Origin of the sequence: Paracoccus sp. TD-10, from assembly GCF_048270675.1 — a bacterium.
Lineage (GTDB): Bacteria > Pseudomonadota > Alphaproteobacteria > Rhodobacterales > Rhodobacteraceae > Paracoccus > Paracoccus pantotrophus.
Map to the genome: position 1 here is coordinate 1098423 of NZ_CP182418.1, position 15765 is coordinate 1114187.

The 15765-nt window shown below is 67.9% G+C and carries 14 protein-coding genes, 1 tRNA gene and 3 pseudogenes; 12 read left to right on the top strand and 6 right to left on the bottom strand.

The genetic code is table 11. The annotated features are described in order from the left end of the window. Nucleotides 1-34 precede the first annotated feature (34 nt). Both ACNKFW_RS05385 and ACNKFW_RS05390 read left to right on the top strand, forming a co-directional pair. Entirely contained in the window at nt 35-286 is a 252-nt protein-coding gene (locus ACNKFW_RS05385; RefSeq protein WP_028710835.1) for a hypothetical protein, read from the top strand. 213 nt (nt 287-499) lie between these two features. Continuing rightward, nucleotides 500-2044: a DegQ family serine endoprotease gene (locus ACNKFW_RS05390; RefSeq protein ID WP_024844678.1), complete on the top strand. Its 1545-nt coding sequence runs from the start codon at nt 500-502 to the stop codon at nt 2042-2044. Between the two features lie 78 nt (nt 2045-2122). On the opposite strand, the gene ACNKFW_RS05395 is transcribed toward ACNKFW_RS05390, so the two are convergent. Beyond that, complete coding sequence (locus ACNKFW_RS05395; RefSeq protein ID WP_244314534.1) at nt 2123-2869, bottom strand: invasion associated locus B family protein; 747 nt, start codon at nt 2867-2869, stop codon at nt 2123-2125. A gap of 475 nt (nt 2870-3344) precedes the next feature. Here ACNKFW_RS05395 and ACNKFW_RS05400 point away from each other — a divergent pair, with 475 nt between their 5' ends. Then, nucleotides 3345-4919, top strand: coding sequence for a helicase HerA-like domain-containing protein (locus tag ACNKFW_RS05400; RefSeq protein ID WP_024844676.1), 1575 nt, complete (start codon nt 3345-3347; stop codon nt 4917-4919). On the opposite strand, the gene ACNKFW_RS05405 is transcribed toward ACNKFW_RS05400, so the two are convergent. Beyond that, nucleotides 4906-5238: a DUF6477 family protein gene (locus ACNKFW_RS05405; protein WP_147427811.1), complete on the bottom strand. Its 333-nt coding sequence runs from the start codon at nt 5236-5238 to the stop codon at nt 4906-4908. The genes ACNKFW_RS05400 and ACNKFW_RS05405 overlap by 14 nt on opposite strands. A 212-nt stretch (nt 5239-5450) precedes the next feature. Between ACNKFW_RS05405 and ACNKFW_RS05410 the strand changes: the two genes are divergently transcribed. Next, the gene (locus ACNKFW_RS05410) at nt 5451-6638 is read left to right on the top strand and encodes a DUF6456 domain-containing protein (protein ID WP_418024063.1); all 1188 of its coding nucleotides are present in this window, start codon (nt 5451-5453) and stop codon (nt 6636-6638) included. Nucleotides 6639-6714: 76 nt separating this feature from the next. Here the strand turns inward: ACNKFW_RS05410 and ACNKFW_RS05415 are convergent, their stop codons facing one another. Further along, entirely contained in the window at nt 6715-7263 is a 549-nt protein-coding gene (locus ACNKFW_RS05415; RefSeq protein ID WP_024844673.1) for a peroxiredoxin, read from the bottom strand. A gap of 142 nt (nt 7264-7405) precedes the next feature. Between ACNKFW_RS05415 and lipA the strand changes: the two genes are divergently transcribed. Continuing rightward, complete coding sequence (gene lipA, locus ACNKFW_RS05420; RefSeq protein ID WP_024844672.1) at nt 7406-8353, top strand: lipoyl synthase; 948 nt, start codon at nt 7406-7408, stop codon at nt 8351-8353. A 174-nt stretch (nt 8354-8527) separates the two neighbouring features. Continuing rightward, nucleotides 8528-8611 (top strand) — tRNA-Leu (locus ACNKFW_RS05425). Between the two features lie 273 nt (nt 8612-8884). On the opposite strand, the gene rhaI is transcribed toward ACNKFW_RS05425, so the two are convergent. From rhaI to ACNKFW_RS05440, 3 genes and pseudogenes are all read right to left on the bottom strand, one after another. Next, nucleotides 8885-10159: an L-rhamnose catabolism isomerase gene (gene rhaI / locus ACNKFW_RS05430; RefSeq protein ID WP_147427814.1), complete on the bottom strand. Its 1275-nt coding sequence runs from the start codon at nt 10157-10159 to the stop codon at nt 8885-8887. Between the two features lie 5 nt (nt 10160-10164). Further along, a pseudogene (locus tag ACNKFW_RS05435) lies at nt 10165-10308 on the bottom strand (SDR family oxidoreductase); the annotation flags it as partial. Between the two features lie 51 nt (nt 10309-10359). Beyond that, nucleotides 10360-11302 (bottom strand): annotated as a pseudogene (locus ACNKFW_RS05440) (IS5 family transposase). Nucleotides 11303-11403: 101 nt separating this feature from the next. Here ACNKFW_RS05440 and ACNKFW_RS05445 point away from each other — a divergent pair. The 6 genes and pseudogenes from ACNKFW_RS05445 to ACNKFW_RS05470 all read left to right on the top strand — a co-directional run. Further along, a pseudogene (locus tag ACNKFW_RS05445) lies at nt 11404-12295 on the top strand (amidohydrolase family protein); the annotation flags it as partial. Between the two features lie 414 nt (nt 12296-12709). Then, nucleotides 12710-13126 carry an MFS transporter gene (locus ACNKFW_RS05450; RefSeq protein WP_256233628.1) on the top strand — a complete coding sequence of 139 codons (417 nt, stop codon included), beginning with the start codon at nt 12710-12712 and terminating at the stop codon, nt 13124-13126. Continuing rightward, on the top strand, nt 13063-13950 hold the full coding sequence (locus tag ACNKFW_RS05455; protein WP_418024064.1) for an MFS transporter: 888 nt from the start codon (nt 13063-13065) through the stop codon (nt 13948-13950). Before ACNKFW_RS05450 ends, ACNKFW_RS05455 begins: the two co-directional genes overlap by 64 nt. Continuing rightward, complete coding sequence (locus ACNKFW_RS05460) at nt 13836-14237, top strand: MFS transporter (RefSeq protein ID WP_276330373.1); 402 nt, start codon at nt 13836-13838, stop codon at nt 14235-14237. The genes ACNKFW_RS05455 and ACNKFW_RS05460 overlap by 115 nt, the downstream gene beginning before the upstream one ends. A gap of 54 nt (nt 14238-14291) precedes the next feature. Further along, complete coding sequence (locus ACNKFW_RS05465) at nt 14292-14684, top strand: DoxX family protein (RefSeq protein WP_147427815.1); 393 nt, start codon at nt 14292-14294, stop codon at nt 14682-14684. 43 nt (nt 14685-14727) lie between these two features. Then, nucleotides 14728-15672: a pirin family protein gene (locus ACNKFW_RS05470; protein ID WP_024844668.1), complete on the top strand. Its 945-nt coding sequence runs from the start codon at nt 14728-14730 to the stop codon at nt 15670-15672. Nucleotides 15673-15765: the final 93 nt, after the last annotated feature.

Genomic DNA, 15765 nt, shown 5'->3' on the forward strand with positions numbered 1-15765 from the left:
GCGGCCGGGCCCCGACCAGGACGAAAGGCAGGACATGGAACTGATCGTCGGCGCCAGGCGCATCACCCCCGCCGCCATCCACCCGATCCCCGGCGGGGTCGAGGCCGAGCTGCGGGGCGACGCGGTGCTGCCCTTGCTGGATGCGGCCTTTTACGGCGCGGGCCGGGTCGAGATCCTGGGCGGCGACATGGATCGCCGGCCGATGGACGTGGCCGGCATCGAGATGCGCGGCGCCTCGACCCTGGTCACGCTGATTTGCGCGGGAAAGGCGGCGGCGCTGCACTGAAGATCATCGCTGCGATGAAACCTGTTCCGCGTCCCCTGGGGTGCGGAACTTTTTTATGGCCCGAGGCCTGCGCCCGGCATTGCCTGCAAGTCACGATCAGTTCATCCTTTGCGAGCGTGGTTCATTTGCAACGGGCTCGAAAATCCCCTTGAACATGAGCATATTGCCAGGAGACCGGGTAGCGCCGCCCGGGCATGGAAGGAGACAATCCAGATGAACAGACCCTCTTCCCGCCATTTCCTGACCGCCTCGGGGCTTGCGCTGCTGATGGCGCTGACGCCGGCCATCGCGCAAGAACCGGCGGTCCCCGGCGCCGATGCAGCGCAGGAGGCCGCGAACAACAACCAGCCGCTGACCGCGCCCGACAGCCAGGCCCGCCAGCAGCAGGTCATGCCCGAAAGCTTTGCCGACCTGGTCGAAAAGGTCAGCCCCGCCGTGGTCAACATCACCACCACCTCGACCGTCTCGACGCCCTTGGTGCGCGGGCCGCAACTGCCCGAGGGCAGCCCGTTCAGCGACCTGTTTCGCGAATTCGGCTTTCCCGGCTTCCCTCCGGGCGAGGGCAATCCCTTCCAGCGCGGGCCGCAGCGCGAGCAGCGCTCGAACGCGCTGGGATCGGGCTTCGTCATCTCTCCCGACGGGCTGATCGTGACCAACAACCATGTCATCGACGGCGCCGATGCGATCGAGATCGAGTTCTTTTCCGGCAAGCGGCTGCCGGCCAAGGTGATCGGCAAGGATGACAAGACCGATATCGCCGTGCTGAAGGTGGAAAGCAGCGATGCCTTGCCCTTCGTCAAGTTCGGCGACAGCGACCGGGCGCGGGTGGGCGACTGGGTTCTGGCGCTCGGCAACCCGCTGGGGCAGGGCTTCTCGGCCTCGACCGGGATCGTCTCGGCCCGCAACCGCGCGCTTTCGGGCACCTATGACGATTTCATCCAGACCGATGCGGCGATCAACCGCGGCAACTCGGGCGGGCCGCTGTTCAACATGGACGGCGAGGTGATCGGGGTGAACACCGCGATCCTGTCGCCCAACGGCGGCTCGATCGGCATCGGCTTCTCGATGGCCTCGAACGTGGTCAGCAAGGTGGTCGAGCAACTCGAGGAATATGGCGAAACCCGGCGCGGCTGGCTGGGCGTCAAGATCCAGCCGGTGACCGAAGACATCGCCGAATCGCTGGGCCTGGCCGAGGCCAAGGGCGCCATGGTCACGGATGTTCCCGCCGGCCCCGCCGCCGATGCCGGCATGAAGGCGGGCGACGTCATCACCCGCTTTGCCGGCGGCGCGGTCGAGGATCCGCGCGACCTGGTGCGCCGGGTGGCCGATGCGCCGGTGGGCGAGGCGGTCGAGGTCGTGGTGCAGCGCGACGGCAAGCCCGTTGAGCTGAAGGTGACGCTGGGCCGGCGCGAACTGGCCGAGGGCACCGGCGGCGGCAGGGTGGACAGCGCCGAGGCATCGGCCAGCGACCTGATGGGCATGACGCTGGCGCCGCTGACGCCGGAGATCGCCGCCGAACTGGGGGTGTCGCGCGACATGCAGGGGCTGGTGGTGCAATCGGTCGAGCCGACCGGGGCCGCCGCCGACAAGGGGCTGGCCGCGGGCGACGTCATCACCGAGGCCGGCCAGCATCCGGTCGCCACGCTGGCCGATCTGGAGGCGCGCATCAAGGAGGCGCGCGATGCCGGGCGCAAGTCCATCCTGGTCATGGTGCGCCGTGCCGGCGAGCCGCGCTTCGTCGCCCTTCCGGTCGGGTGACACGCAGCATGAAGATGGGCCGGGAGTGACCCGGCCCGCTTGCTCGGGGCGCCCTGCGGCGCCCCTTTTCGCTGCGGCTTACTGCTGCTTGGGCGCCTCGGCAGGGGCGGGGGCGGGGGCGGCAGCAAGGCCCTTGCTGGCCTCGGTCAGCGCGTTCATGCCGGCGGTGAAGCCGGTCAGCGACAGCGGCAGCTTGACCATCTGGTCTTCCGGCGCGCCGAAGGGCAGAAGCGACAGGCTGGCGGCCTTGCCGCGCTTGAGCGGGGCCAGGTCGGCCTCGGCCAGGCCGACGCGCGAGACGCAGCCGACCTGCGCGCAAAGCAGGAAGGGATAGCGCGATTCCTTGCCCGCATCGACCTGCAGGCCCACGCCGGCCTGAAGATCGGTTTCCAGGGGCGCGATGAAGGTGATCACGGCCTGGACGTTGCCGGTCATCGGGATGACCGAAGCCTCGGCCACCGGCGAATCCTTGTCATCCCTGAGCAGCTGGTAAAGCTCGCAGGGATCCTTGCCGTCCTCCGTCTTCATGCAGCGCAGCGTCCAGTCGCCATGGGTGGACCTGGCATAGGGCTGGCCGACCTGGGGCTCGCCGTTGCCGGCGGTCTCGGCAGCGGGGGCGTCGGCGGTCTGCGCCTCTGCTGCAGGAGCCTCGGCCGCGGGGGGCTCGGTGGCAGGCGCTTCGGCAGCGGGGGCTTCGGCCGCGGGGGCTTCGGCGGTCGGCTGGGCCGGGGGCTGGGTGCTGGCGTCCTGTGCCATCACGCCGGCGGTGCTGCCCGCCAGTGCAACAAGGGCGGCAACCAGTGCCGCGGATGTCCTGTTGACCATGTTCTCTTCCTTTGGTCCATGCATCGGCCCCGGTCCTAACATGGGCATCGCGCCTTGTCAGGGCGGATCGCATCGCGCTGCGTCACCTTTGCGTTGGCGTGAAGGCGCGGGTCCATCCCGAGGCCGCAACACACGAGGATCCGGGGCGCAAGATCGCTGCCCCGGATCCCCATGGCTTTCCTTCCCTGCCGGACTGGCCGGTCATCATTGCGCGGAAGGCTAGATGCAGCAAGACAAGCCGTCAACTGTCCTAAAGGTCAAATATGACATCGGCGCGATCGCGTCGCGATCTGACCGGATTGCAGGCAGCCCGGGCGAAAAAATGCCGCGCCCGAAGGCGCGGCAGTCCAACAGGGAGGAAGCCGGCCATCCGCCGATGCGGGGTCCGGCAAGGAACAGACTGGCACAAAATCCTTACGATTGTATTGTCCTTTCGTCCGAGCCTTGCGCTTTTTTGCCGATCCGTGGAGGAAACATGACAGGCATCGTCGATCTGGACACCGGGACGGTCTTCGTGGGGGGCGGCGGGGCTGGCCATGCCGAGCCGCAAAAGCTGCTGCTGAAATATGCCAACCGCCACGGGCTGATCGCCGGCGCCACCGGAACCGGTAAGACCGTGACGCTGCAAACCCTGGCCGAATCGTTTTCGCGTGCTGGCGTGCCGGTCTTCATGGCGGATGTCAAAGGAGACCTCGCCGGCATCGCCAGGCCCGGCGATCCCGGTGGCAAGCTGCACGAGGCTTTTCAGGCCCGCAGCGAAACCATCGGGATGGCGCTGGACTACCAGGATTTTCCCGTCACCTTCTGGGACATCTGGGGCGAGCGCGGCCACCCGGTCCGCACCACCCCGGCCGAGATGGGGCCCTTGCTGCTGTCGCGGCTCATGGGGCTGACCGATGCGCAGGAAGGGGTGATGAACATCGCCTTCCGCGTCGCCGACGAGCAGGGGCTGGCGCTGCTGGACATGAAGGACTTGCAGGCCATGCTGGTCTGGGTCGGCCAGAACGCCAAGGAACTGGCGCTGAAATACGGCAATGTCTCGACCGCCTCGGTCGGCGCGATCCAGCGCGCGCTGATGGTGCTGGAGAACGAGGGCGGCGACCGGCTGTTCGGCGAGCCGGCGCTGGAACTGGCCGACATGATGCGGCTTGATGCCTCGGGCAAGGGCATGGTCAACATCCTGTCGGCCGAGCGGCTGATGAACGCGCCGCGGCTCTATGCCACCTTCCTGCTGTGGCTGATGTCCGAGCTTTTCGAGCAATTGCCCGAGGTGGGCGACCCGGACAAGCCCCGCATCGCTTTCTTCTTCGACGAGGCGCATCTCTTGTTCGACGGCGCCCCCCCGGCGCTGGTGGACAAGATCGAACAGGTGGCGCGGCTGATCCGCTCCAAGGGGGTCAGCCTGTGGTTCATCAGCCAGAACCCGGCCGACCTGCCGGATTCGGTGCTGGGACAATTGGGCAACCGGGTCCAGCATGCGCTGCGCGCATTCACCGCCAAGGACCAGAAGGCGCTGCGGCTGGCGGCGCAGAACTATCGCCCCAATCCCGATTTCGACACCGCCGAGGCGATCCAGGCCGTCGGCACCGGCGAGGCGGTTACCTCGCTTCTGGAGGCCAAGGGCGTGCCGGGCATCGTGCAGCGCACCTTGATTCGCCCGCCGCTGTCGCAGCTTGGTCCGATTTCGGATGCCGAGCGCGCGGCGATCAATGCGGCCTCGCCCATGGCGCTGAAATACGGCCGGGCGTTGGATCGCGAATCGGCGGCCGAGATCCTGGCGAAACGCGCCGAGGCGGTGGCCGCGGACAGCGCCGGGGCCGGGGCCAAGGGGGCGGATGACGATCTGTGGCAGATGGACCGCGAATATACCCGCGCGCGCCGCTATGACCCCGGCCTGCGGATTCCGGCCGAGCCCAAGCCCCGTGCCCGCCGTTCGAACAGCGATTCGATCGCCGTGACCTTCGGCAAGAGCCTGGCCCGGCAACTGGGCACCAGGACCGGGCAGGCGCTGGTGCGCGGGGTGCTGGGGTCTCTGTTCAGGGGCAAGTGACCGGGTTCGGCACCGGGCGGGGCGCGGCCTCGGCCGTCTCGGCCAGGATGGCGATCAGCAGCAGGATGTGACGGTGCATGTCGTAGCCGGCCTGGCCGCTGCGGCGAAGCAGGTCCAGCCGCTCCTCTTCGGCCAGAAGCCGCGACAGCGCCTTGCCGGCGGGCGGCGGCGTCTCGCATTTCAGCACCCGGTGCAGGTCGCGGCTGCGGCGCCAGCCGACCTGGCCAGCCCTGGCGGCCCGCACCAGCAGTCGGGGGCGGCGCAGATGCGGCTGTCCGGGACGCGGCTGAAAGGCGATCACATTGCTCATCATCGTCATGGCGGTTTCCCTTTCCGGTCGAGGCCGGGGGAATTATTTGCAACCATGGCGTGTGTTGCGCCACCCGCCCGTGCTGCGCGCGCCGCAGCAAGGAATCGTTAGGAATTCTTAGCAAATACTGCCGCATCTTGCCTTGGTCCCGCTGTGCCGGACCGGGGCGGGAAACAACCCACCGGCGAGCCTCTGCCCGCTCGTCTGCAGGAAGCGAAGGAATGACCATGACGATTTTGACGGGAGATTTCGCGCCGGACGCCCTGATTGCCGCCCTGCCGGCCGGCGTCGGGCCCACGGACGGCAATCAGCCCGAAACCGCGCTTGTCCCGCAGGCCGAGGACGGCGATCTCAAGCTTTACCTGCGCCATGTCGAGGGCGGGGAATCGATCCGTTCGCTGGCCCGCGAGACGGGCTGCCATGCCTCGACCATCCTGCGCCGCATCCGGCGCTTCGAGGCGCGGCGCGACGATCCGCTGGTCGATCGCGCGGTCGAGCGCGTTGCGGGCAAGGGCAGGGGCGCGGGGGCGGGTCCGGCCGATCCGGGGCTGGCGGGCCGCAAGCAGATCACCCGCATCCTGCGACGCCTGGCCGAGCCGGGGGCGCAGATGGTGGTGGCCGGCGGCATGGACAAGGCCATCGTCGTGCGCGACGAGATCCGCACCGCCATCCTCGACCGCGAACTGGCCGAGCATATGGCGATGCGCGGCTGGGTGCAGCTCTTGGGCCAGGGCAGGATCGACCGCTATGCCCTCTCGGCCCAAGGGCGCGAGGCGCTGCGGGCGATCCTGGCCGCCCGGCGCGGCGGCGCCCTGCCGCGGGGCGAGGATTTCGTGCTGGCGGCCCCGGTCGCTTCCCCGGTCCAGGGCTGCGCCGAGGACGCGGCCGGCTTCCGCCATGCCGACCGGCACCGGCAATGGGACGAGCGCGAGATCACCGACCCCGAGGATGGCCGACGCCGCCGTGCCCGCGTCAATATCGCCGAAAGCCCGCTCTTGATGCTGGCGCGGCGGCGCGAGCCGGATGGGCGGCCCTTTCTGGCGCCGGACCTGGTCGCGGCCGGCGAACGGCTGCGCGAGGATTTCGAACTGGCGCAGATGGGGCCGCGCGTCACCCAGAACTGGGATCGCTTCCTGACCGCCGGCGTCGATGTCTCGCGCGTCTCGTCCGGCCATGGCGGCGGTTCGGAAGGGGCGCGCAACCGCGTCGCCGCTGCGCTGCGCGAGTTGGGCCCCGGCATGGGCGACCTGTGCCTGCGGGTCTGCTGCTTTCTGGAGGGCATCGAGATGACCGAGCGGCGGCTGGGCTGGTCGGCGCGCTCGGGCAAGATCGTGCTGCGCCTGGGCCTGATGCGGCTGGAACGCCACTATCGCGAGACCTATGGCTCGGGCGCACCGCTGATCGGCTGACGATCGGGCATGGTCATGGACGGCCATGAAAAAGGGCGCCCGGCGGCGCCCTTTTCGCATCGTCGCCGGCCCCGGATCAGGCCGCGGCCTTGGCGGGATTGGCGCGCAGCCAGTCCAGCACCGCCTCGGGCGCGGTGGCGCCATAGGGATCCTCGGGGCAATCGTCCATCCGGCCGGGCTCCTCGAACCAGGCCTGGATGCGGCCGTCCTCGACGATGGCGGCATAGCGCCAGCTGCGGGCGCCGAAGCCCAGGTTGTCCTTGCGCACCAGCATGCCGACCTTTTTGGTGAACTCGCCCGAGCCGTCCGGGATCACCTTGACGTTTTGCAGATTCTGCGCCTTGGCCCATTGGTTCATCACGAAACTGTCGTTGACCGACATGCAATAGATCGCGTCGATGCCCAGCTCGGCCATCTCGTCGGCCGCCTTCTCGAACCCCGGCAGCTGATAGGTCGAGCAGGTCGGCGTGAAGGCGCCGGGCAGCGAGAACAGCACCACGCGCTTGCCCTTGAAGTAATCCGCGGTGGTCATCGCCTGCCAGCGATAGGGGTTGTCGCCGCCGACGGATTCGTCGCGCACGCGGGTCTGGAAGGTCACTTCGGGAAGCAGATCGCCTTGTTTCATCATTGGTCCTTTCATCATCCGCTCCTCCCTTCGGTCGATGCCGCGGCGCAGCATCGAAGGGGCATAGATGCACCCTGCATGGGCGTTGATCAAGACCCGAAAAACCCGTAAGTTCGGCCGACTCCCAGCAAAGGATGCCGATATGGCGGATATGCCCCCGGTTCTGCGCCACCCCGAGAAAGCCCATCGCCCCGACCAGCCGCAGCCGAAAAAGCCGGACTGGATCCGCGTGAAGGCGCCGACCAGCCAGGGCTACAAGGACACCCGCGACATCCTGCGCAACAACCGCCTGTCCACGGTCTGCGAAGAGGCCGGCTGCCCCAATGTCGGCGAATGCTGGAGCCAGGGCCACGCCACCATGATGATCATGGGCGAGATCTGCACCCGCGGCTGTTCCTTCTGCAACGTGATGACCGGCAAGCCGGACGCGCTCGACGTGTTCGAGCCGGGCCGCGTCGCCCATGCCGTGCAGAAGCTGGGGCTGAAGCATGTGGTCATCACCTCGGTGGACCGCGACGACCTGGACGATGGCGGGGCCGAGCATTTCGCCCAGACCATTCGCGCCATCCGCCACCGCTCGCCCGGCTCGACCATCGAGGTGCTGACACCCGATTTCCTGAAGTCGAAGCCCGGCGCGCTGGAGGCGGTGGTCGAGGCGCGGCCCGACGTGTTCAACCACAACCTTGAAACCGTGCCCGGCCTTTACCCGACCGTCCGGCCCGGCGCGCGCTATTTCCACAGCCTGCGGCTGTTGCAGCGGGTCAAGGAACTCGACCCTGCCATGTTCACCAAATCGGGCATCATGGTCGGCCTGGGCGAGGATCGCCAGGGCGTCCTGCAGGTGATGGACGACATGCGTGCCGCGGACGTGGACTTCATCACCATCGGGCAATATCTGCAGCCGACGCCCAAGCACCACCGGGTGGACCGATTCGTCACCCCCGAGGAGTTCAAGGGCTACGAGAAAGCCGCCTATGGCAAGGGCTTCCTGATGGTCTCGGCCACGCCGCTGACGCGCTCGTCCTACCATGCCGGCGACGACTTCGCCCAGCTGCGCGAGGCGCGGCTGGCAAAGCTGGGCCAGGCCTAAGTCGGGGCTTGCAAAACCCTACGTTGCGCCTTAGGCGGAACGCAGAGATGGCCGAGTGCCGGGCGCAGCGGGTGTTTTGGATTCCAAGCGTCCAGCGGCGGGAAAGCATCGCCTTTGCAGAAGGTCGTGCCGTTCCGCCGCGCCGCGCCGCACCGGCCAGGAAAAGGGCGCCACGGGGGTGTGGCGGAATGGTAGACGCGCCTGACTCAAAATCAGGTTTCGCAAGAAGTGTCGGTTCGAGTCCGACCACCCCTACCAGCGCCCTTTACGGGTTTTCGCTTCCGGTCCTGTTTGCGAATTTGCGGCGATCCCGGATCGCTTCGCCGAGAGGGCGTGGCCTGCGGCTGGCTCGCCCGTCTCCGGTCCTGCAGGTCGGGACTGTCGCGCCTCTTATCCTGCCAGACCAGATGCGTCCCCGGATAAGGCTTGGGCGACAGGGCCCGTGTGGGGCGATCACCGCACATGGCCTTGCCGCCCTTGGGCCAGCGATGATGTCCGGCTGGCCGAAACAGCGTGTTCGCTGCCCCTGATTCAGACGATACCTCCGCCGTCGGATCGTGTCCGGGGCCTCTTTGCGGCAACGCGGTGGCGATAGCGCGAGGCGCGGAAGGTCGCGACCGGATCGATGGCCGCGCCGGCGCGCAGCCGTGCCATCTGCAGGATCGGCTCGACATCGGTGCGGAAGGCCGCGCGCAGCGTCGCCGCCGCCATCAGCGCATCGTTTTCCGCCCGCAAGCCCTCCAGCGCCGCGCGGTCGACCAGCGAAGCCTGCACGAAGGCGCGCTGGATCTCGCCGGCCGAGACGATCAGGCTTTCGATCGGATCGGTGACATTGTGGCTCTGGTCGATCATATGGGCCAGGTCGAGGCCGGGCCGGTCCTCCAGCTCGACCAGTTCGTTGAAGACCAGGAACAGGCGGAAGGGCTCGATGGTGCCGCTGTCCAGGTCGTCGTCGCCATATTTGCTGTCGTTGAAATGGAAGCCGCCCAGCTTGCCGGCCCGCACCAGCCGCGCCACGATCATCTCGATATTGACGTTCGGGGCGTGATGGCCCAGGTCCACCAGGCATTGCGCCTGCGGACCCAGTTCCTGCGCGGTCATCAGGCTGGTGCCCCAGTCCTGCACCACGGTCGAATAAAAGGCCGGTTCATAGATCTTGTGCTCGGAAAAGATCCGCCAGTCCTCGGGCAGCCCGGCATAGATCGCCTTCATCGAGTCGAGATAGCGGTCGAACTGCCGCGACAGCGAGGTCTGGCCGGGAAAGTTCGAGCCGTCGCCGATCCAGACGGTCAGCGCCCTGGATCCGATGGCCCGGCCGATCTCGATGCATTCCAGGTTGTGTTCGACCGCCTGCCGGCGCGTCTCCGGGTCGGTATGCGAGAGCGAGCCGAACTTGTAGCTGCGCGCCTGCCCGGGCTGGTCCTGGAAGGTGTTCGAGTTCATGGCGTCGAAGCCCAGCCCGACCTCCTCGGCCTTTTCGCGCAGCAGCGACGGGTCTTCCCTGTCCCAGGGGATATGCAGGCTGACCCGCGGCGTGGCGGCGGTGAGCTGGTGGATGGTGCCGCAATCGTCCAGCCGGTCCATGATGCCGCGCGGCTCGCCCTCGCCCGGAAACCGGGCGAAGCGGGTGCCGCCGGTGCCGGTCCCCCAGCTGGGGATGGCGACGCCGAAGGACATGGCGCGGGCGGTCAACGCCTCGATATCGACGCTCCGGCGCGCCAGGCGGGCGCCAAGGGCCTGGTAATCGGCCTGCAGATCGGCCTCGCGGGCGGCGTTTTCCGCCTCGATCACGGTTTTCTCGATCATGGTCGTCACCGGGTGAAAGCCTGGACGTTGCCGGCGTCCACGTTCAGGATATTGCCGGTCGATTTCGCGGAAAGGTCGCTGGCAAGGAAATAGGCGGCCTCGGCAATGTCCTCGGGCAGGACCGAGCGTTTCAGCATCGACCGATGGCGACGGCATTATTTTCAGAAAGTCGGACTGAGGCGTGACTTCCCCTTCTCCCTTCATGTTCGGACCCCGCGGACGATCTCGGCGGTGCCGAGTGCATTGAAGCGGTTCATGAGTGCGACGCGGAGCTCACCTCGATTTCGGCGGTTTGGCGGCCTGGGTCTCTTGCGGCGATGCGCTCGCCGAATGCCTTGAGGCAGCGCATCCTTGCCTCGGCTCGGCTGCGGGCATGGTATCTTGTCCATCGTTTCCAGAACGCGCGGCCGGAGTGGTGCGTGGCGCGCAGGGTTTTGTTCCGGGGCCGGGCGGCTGGGCTGTCCTCCTTCCACGCTCGACCAGTCTTGCGGATCGGGATGATTGCCGTGCCACCGCACGCGATGATGGCGCTGTGGCAGCGGCGGCTGTCGTAGGCGCCGTCTGCGGTCACGGTGCCGATCTCCGCATCTTCGGGGATCTGGCCCAGAAGGTCCGGCAGGACGGGGCTGTCGCCTTCCCGGCTGGGGGGTGAACTTCACCGCGCGGATGTCGGATGTGGCGGTGTCCATGGCCAGATGGACCTTGCACCATTGGCGACGGCTCTGAACACCATGCTTGCGCGCCCGCTATTCCCCGTCGCCGAGGAACTTGATCCCTGTGCTGTTCACCAGCAGGTTCAGCGGCCCGGCAGCGCGGCGATGGGATATGCCCCTCCACGGTCTTCTGCCTGCGGCGCAGGGTCGAATCGTCCGGAACGGGCCGGTCCAGCCCGGCCAGCCGCAACAGCCTGGAGACCATTCCGGCGGCCTGTCTGAGCGGCAGCGTGAACAGCACCTTGATCGACAGGCAGAACAGGATCGCCGCATTCAAGAAGACCGGCGGGCGCCCGGGGCGACCCTCATGCGGCGCGTGCCAGGCCATCTCCTTGTCCAGCCAGATCAGCAGCGACCCGCGCTGCCTGAGCGCATCATTGTAGGCGGGCCAGCTCGTTGTGCGGTAGCGGGCGGGCTCGGGCTTGCTCATGCAGCCCGTCTAACCGCATGGATTCACGAGGTGAATCCTTCACGGTCAGTGTGCTGCAACAATGCCACCCGGAATACCAGCTCAATTCCTCGCGCCATTTCATGCGCGAGTTGAACGGGCTGGGCGTCACCGCGGTCATCGATGCCGGCGGCGGCTTCCAGAACTATCCCGACGATGACGCGATCATCGAAAGGCTGCATGCCGAGGACCAGCTGACGGTGCGCATCAGCTACAACCTGTTCACGCAAAAGCCCAAGGAGGAGCTGGCCGATTTCTCGGGCTGGGTAAAGCAGGTCGGCCCCGGACAGGGCGACGACACCTATCGCCACAACGGCGCCGGCGAGATGCTGGTCTATTCCGCCGCCGATTTCGAGGGTTTCCGGGTGGAGCGGCCCGAGAGGCCGCCGAACATGGAGGCCGACCTTGAACCCGTCATCCGCCTGCTGGCCGAGAACCGCTGGCCCTGGCGGCTGCACGCGGCCTATGACGAGACCCTCCGTCGCGCGCTGGCCGTGTTCGAGAAGGTGAACCGCGACGTGCCGCTGCAAGGCGTCAACTGGTTTCTGGACCACGCCGAGACGATCAGCGAGCGCAGCACCGACCGGATCGCGGCGCTGGGGGGCGGCATCGCGGTGCAGCACCGCATGATGTATCAGGGCGAATATTTCACCGAACGCTACGGCGGGAAGGCGGCCGAGACCACGCCGCTGATCCGGCGGATGCTGGAGGCGGGCCTGCCCGTCGGCGCCGGCACCGATGCGACGCGGGTGGCAAGCGACAACCCCTGGGTCTCGCTGTCCTGGGGTGACCTCGCGGATCCTGGGCGGCGCCCGGCTTTATCCGGCCGAGAACCGGCTGGACCGCGAGACGGCGCTGCGGTTCTGGACCGAGGCGAACACCTGGTTCTCGAACGAACAGGGCAAGAAGGGCCAGATCAAGGCGGGACAGCTTGCCGACCTGGCGCTGCTGTCGGCGGATTACTTCGCGGTTCCGGAAAGCGGGATTGTGCATCTCCGCTCGGTCCTGACCGTGCTGGGCGGCAAGGTCGTGCATGGCGGCGACGAATTCGGCCCGCTGGCGCCGGCGCTGCCCGCGCCGATGCCCGACTGGTCGCCGGTGGTGCGGTTTGGCGGCTATTATCGCAGGGCGGAATTGCAGCAGGACCGGACCCGCTTCGCCGCCGCCTGCGGATGCGGGCCGGGCTGCGCGGCCCGTGGCCATGACCACGCCGCGGCGCTTGGCGCCGATGTGCCGGCCTCGGACGCCCGGAGCTTCTGGGGCAGCTTCGGCAGTTGCTGCTGCTGCTGGGCGGTCTGCGCCGGACGGGATTGCAGCGGCGGGATGCACGATCCTGCCGGCCACGGATGCCGGTGCCTGGTGTCCATTTCCCTTTCGAGAGGCGTCGAGATGGCCGAACCGAGCCCCGGGACATCCGGTCTCCTGACTTTCCCGGTCTTTCGGGCGCTGTGGATCGCGACGATCATATCCAAGATCGGCACCTGGATGCACGATGTCGGCGCCGCCTGGATGATGACCTCGCTGTCGCCCAGCCCGCTTCTGGTCGCCCTGGTGCAGGCGGCGACGACCCTGCCGATGTTCTTGCTGGCGCGGCCCGCCGGGGCGATGGCCGATATCGTCGGCAGGCGCAGGCTGCTGCTGGCGGTGCAGCTGCTTGGCCTTGCCGCCGCGGCTGCGCTTTCGGTCCTGACCCTGCTGGACCTGACCGGCCCTGGGTTCTGCTGGCGGCGGTCAGCGCGCCGGTGTTCCAGGCCACCGTCCCGGAACTGGTGGACAAGCAGGCCCTCCCCGACGCCATGGCGCTGAACAGCTTGGGCGTGAACATCGTGCGCGCCATCGGCGCGGCGCTTGGCGGGGTGATTGTCGCGCTGGCCGGCACCCCGGCGGTCTTTGCGCTGAATGCGGTTTCGGTGTTCGCCGTCCTGGGCGTGCTGTTCTTTTGGGAATGCGCCGAGACGGCGCAGAGCCTGCCGCCCGGTCATTTCTTCGGTGCCCTGATGGCCGGATACCGCCATGCGCGGCATTCGCCCGCCATGCGGCTGGTGCTGATCCGGGCGGCGGGGTTCCTTCTGTTCGGCAGCGCGCTCTGGGCCATGCTGCCGCTGGTCGGCGACAGGATGCTGGGGCTCGACGCCGCGGGCTATGGCGCGCTTCCGGGCTGCATGGGCGCGCTGCTGCTGAAGCGGCTGCGCCGGACGGTTCCCGCCAACCGCATCTCGGTCTGGGCGACGCTGCTATTCGCGCGGGCGACATTGACCCTGAGCCTGGTGCGCAATGCCTGGATCGGGGGCGTGGTGATGTTCCTGGCGGGACTGGCCCGGATCGGGATGCTGGCCTCGCTGAACGTGGCGGCGCAGACGGCCTCTCCGGGCTGGGTGAAGGCGCGGGCGCTCGCGGTCTATCTGCTGGTCTTCCAGGGCGCGGTGACCGGCGGCAGCGTGTTTTGGGGCACCATCGCCTGGGCGCCGGCGTGCCGGCGGCGCTGGTGGTCGCGGGGCTGGCCGCCTTGGTGCTCTTGGCACGGATCTGGTGGCTGCCGAAGGATGCGACGACCGACCTTGCGCCCTCGAACCATTGGGCGGAATCCGTCGTCGCCATCCCGCCGGGGGATGATCGCGGCCCGGTGCTGATCGAGATCGAATATCGCGTCGATCCGGCCCGGCTGCTCGCGTTCACCGCAGCCTTGCGCAGGTTCACCGCCACCCGTCAGCGCGACGGCGCGATCCGCCGGAACCTGTGGGAGGACGTTGCCGAGTCGGGGCGGCTGGTCGAGGCCTTCGTGGTGGAAAGCTGGGCCGAGCATCAGCGCCAGCACGCCCGCGTCACCCATGCCGACCAGCTGGACCAGCAGATGCTCAACGCCTTCCATATCGGCGAAGGACCGCCGCCGGTCCGGCACCTGCTGCGGCGGCTGTGACCGCGTCCGGTCGCCCTGCAAGACGATCAGACATGACACCAGCCAAGGACAGACATGATGAAACACGCCCTGAAACCCCATGAACCGCTTTTGCTCAGCATCCTCAGGATCGTGGCTGCGCTGGTGATCTTCCGCTACGGCACGCAGAAGATCCTGGGCTTTCCGGCCAGCGAGGCCGCGCCGCCGAAGGGCTCGCTGTCCTGGATCGCGCGCATTTTCGAGCTGGTCGCGGGTTTTCTGGTCCCTGTCGGCTTCCAGACCCGCATCGCGGCCTTCGTCCTGTCCGGAGTCATGGCCTTTGCCTATTTCCTGGTCCATGCGCCGCAGGGATTCTATCCGGCGCAGAACGGCGGCGTTGCCGCGATCCTGTTCTGCTTGGTCTTTCTCCATCTTGCGGCGGCGGGCGCCGGCCCGATCAGTGTCGATGCGGCGCGGCGCAAGACCTGATACCGTAACCTTTGCATCCCCGGAGCCATGACAGGAGCCCGACATGAGCTGGAACCCCACGCAGAACCCGGATTGCCCCGACCGCGAGGGCCTGGAATCCATCGAGACGCTGATCATTCCGCGCGCCCGCGACCTGGGCGGCTTCGAGGTGCGCCGCGCGCTTCCCGCGCCGCGCCGGCAAATGGTCGGCCCCTTCATCTTCTTCGACCAGATGGGCCCGGCCGAGTTCCTGACCGGCGGCGGCATCGACGTGCGCCCGCACCCGCATATCGGGCTGGCCACCGTGACCTATCTTTACCAGGGCGCGTTCCATCATCGCGACAGCACCGGCGCCGACCAGATGGTCTATCCCGGCGAGGTCAACTGGATGATCGCCGGTAGCGGCGTCACCCATTCCGAGCGCACCAGCGAGGAAATGCGCCAGCGGCCCGGCTCGCTCTTCGGCATCCAGACCTGGGTCGCGCTGCCGGAAGCCGAGGAGGATCGCGCCGCGGCCTTCGAGCACCACGGCCAGGAGGCGCTGCCCTTCCTCGATGAAGGCGGCAAGCAGGTGCGGCTGATCCTGGGTTCGGCCTGGGGCGAGCGCGCGCCGGTCAAGACCTTCACCGAGACCTTCTATGCCGATGCCGTCCTTGCCGCCGGGGCCAGCCTGCCGCTGCCCGACGATCACGAGGACCGCGGCGTCTATGTGGTCGAGGGCAGCATCCTTGTCGCCGGCGAAAGCTTCGAGGCCGGCCGGATGATGGTGTTCCGCCCAGGCGATCGCATCAGCCTGAAGGCCGGCGAGGCCGGTGCCCGGCTGATGGTGCTGGGCGGCGAGACCATGAACGGGCCGCGCTACATTTCCTGGAACTTCGTCGCCTCGTCGCAGGAACGCATCGACGCCGCCAAGGAGGCATGGGCGCAGGGCGACTGGGAACATGGCCGCTTCCAACTGCCGCCGGGCGACCAGGACGAGTTCATTCCCTTGCCCGATCAGTTGAGGTGAGGGGCTTCTGCGTGGTGCGGCCGATGGCGTGGTGATTGCCTGTTCCCCGCCGAACGCGCATCCGGCGATGATGGTCGGAGCCGGCTGTCGGGC

Excerpts from the sequence above, each read along its gene's own strand:
- ACNKFW_RS05385 (WP_028710835.1), top strand. The coding sequence starts at position 35 with ATGGAACTGATCGTCGGCGCCAGGCGCATCACCCCCGCCGCCATCCAC.
- ACNKFW_RS05390 (WP_024844678.1), top strand. The coding sequence starts at position 500 with ATGAACAGACCCTCTTCCCGCCATTTCCTGACCGCCTCGGGGCTTGCG.
- ACNKFW_RS05395 (WP_244314534.1), bottom strand. The coding sequence starts at position 2,869 with ATGGTCAACAGGACATCCGCGGCACTGGTTGCCGCCCTTGTTGCACTG.
- ACNKFW_RS05400 (WP_024844676.1), top strand. The coding sequence starts at position 3,345 with ATGACAGGCATCGTCGATCTGGACACCGGGACGGTCTTCGTGGGGGGC.
- ACNKFW_RS05405 (WP_147427811.1), bottom strand. The coding sequence starts at position 5,238 with ATGACGATGATGAGCAATGTGATCGCCTTTCAGCCGCGTCCCGGACAG.
- ACNKFW_RS05410 (WP_418024063.1), top strand. The coding sequence starts at position 5,451 with ATGACCATGACGATTTTGACGGGAGATTTCGCGCCGGACGCCCTGATT.
- ACNKFW_RS05415 (WP_024844673.1), bottom strand. The coding sequence starts at position 7,263 with ATGAAACAAGGCGATCTGCTTCCCGAAGTGACCTTCCAGACCCGCGTG.
- lipA (WP_024844672.1), top strand. The coding sequence starts at position 7,406 with ATGGCGGATATGCCCCCGGTTCTGCGCCACCCCGAGAAAGCCCATCGC.
- rhaI (WP_147427814.1), bottom strand. The coding sequence starts at position 10,159 with ATGATCGAGAAAACCGTGATCGAGGCGGAAAACGCCGCCCGCGAGGCC.
- ACNKFW_RS05450 (WP_256233628.1), top strand. The coding sequence starts at position 12,710 with ATGGCCGAACCGAGCCCCGGGACATCCGGTCTCCTGACTTTCCCGGTC.
- ACNKFW_RS05465 (WP_147427815.1), top strand. The coding sequence starts at position 14,292 with ATGATGAAACACGCCCTGAAACCCCATGAACCGCTTTTGCTCAGCATC.
- ACNKFW_RS05470 (WP_024844668.1), top strand. The coding sequence starts at position 14,728 with ATGAGCTGGAACCCCACGCAGAACCCGGATTGCCCCGACCGCGAGGGC.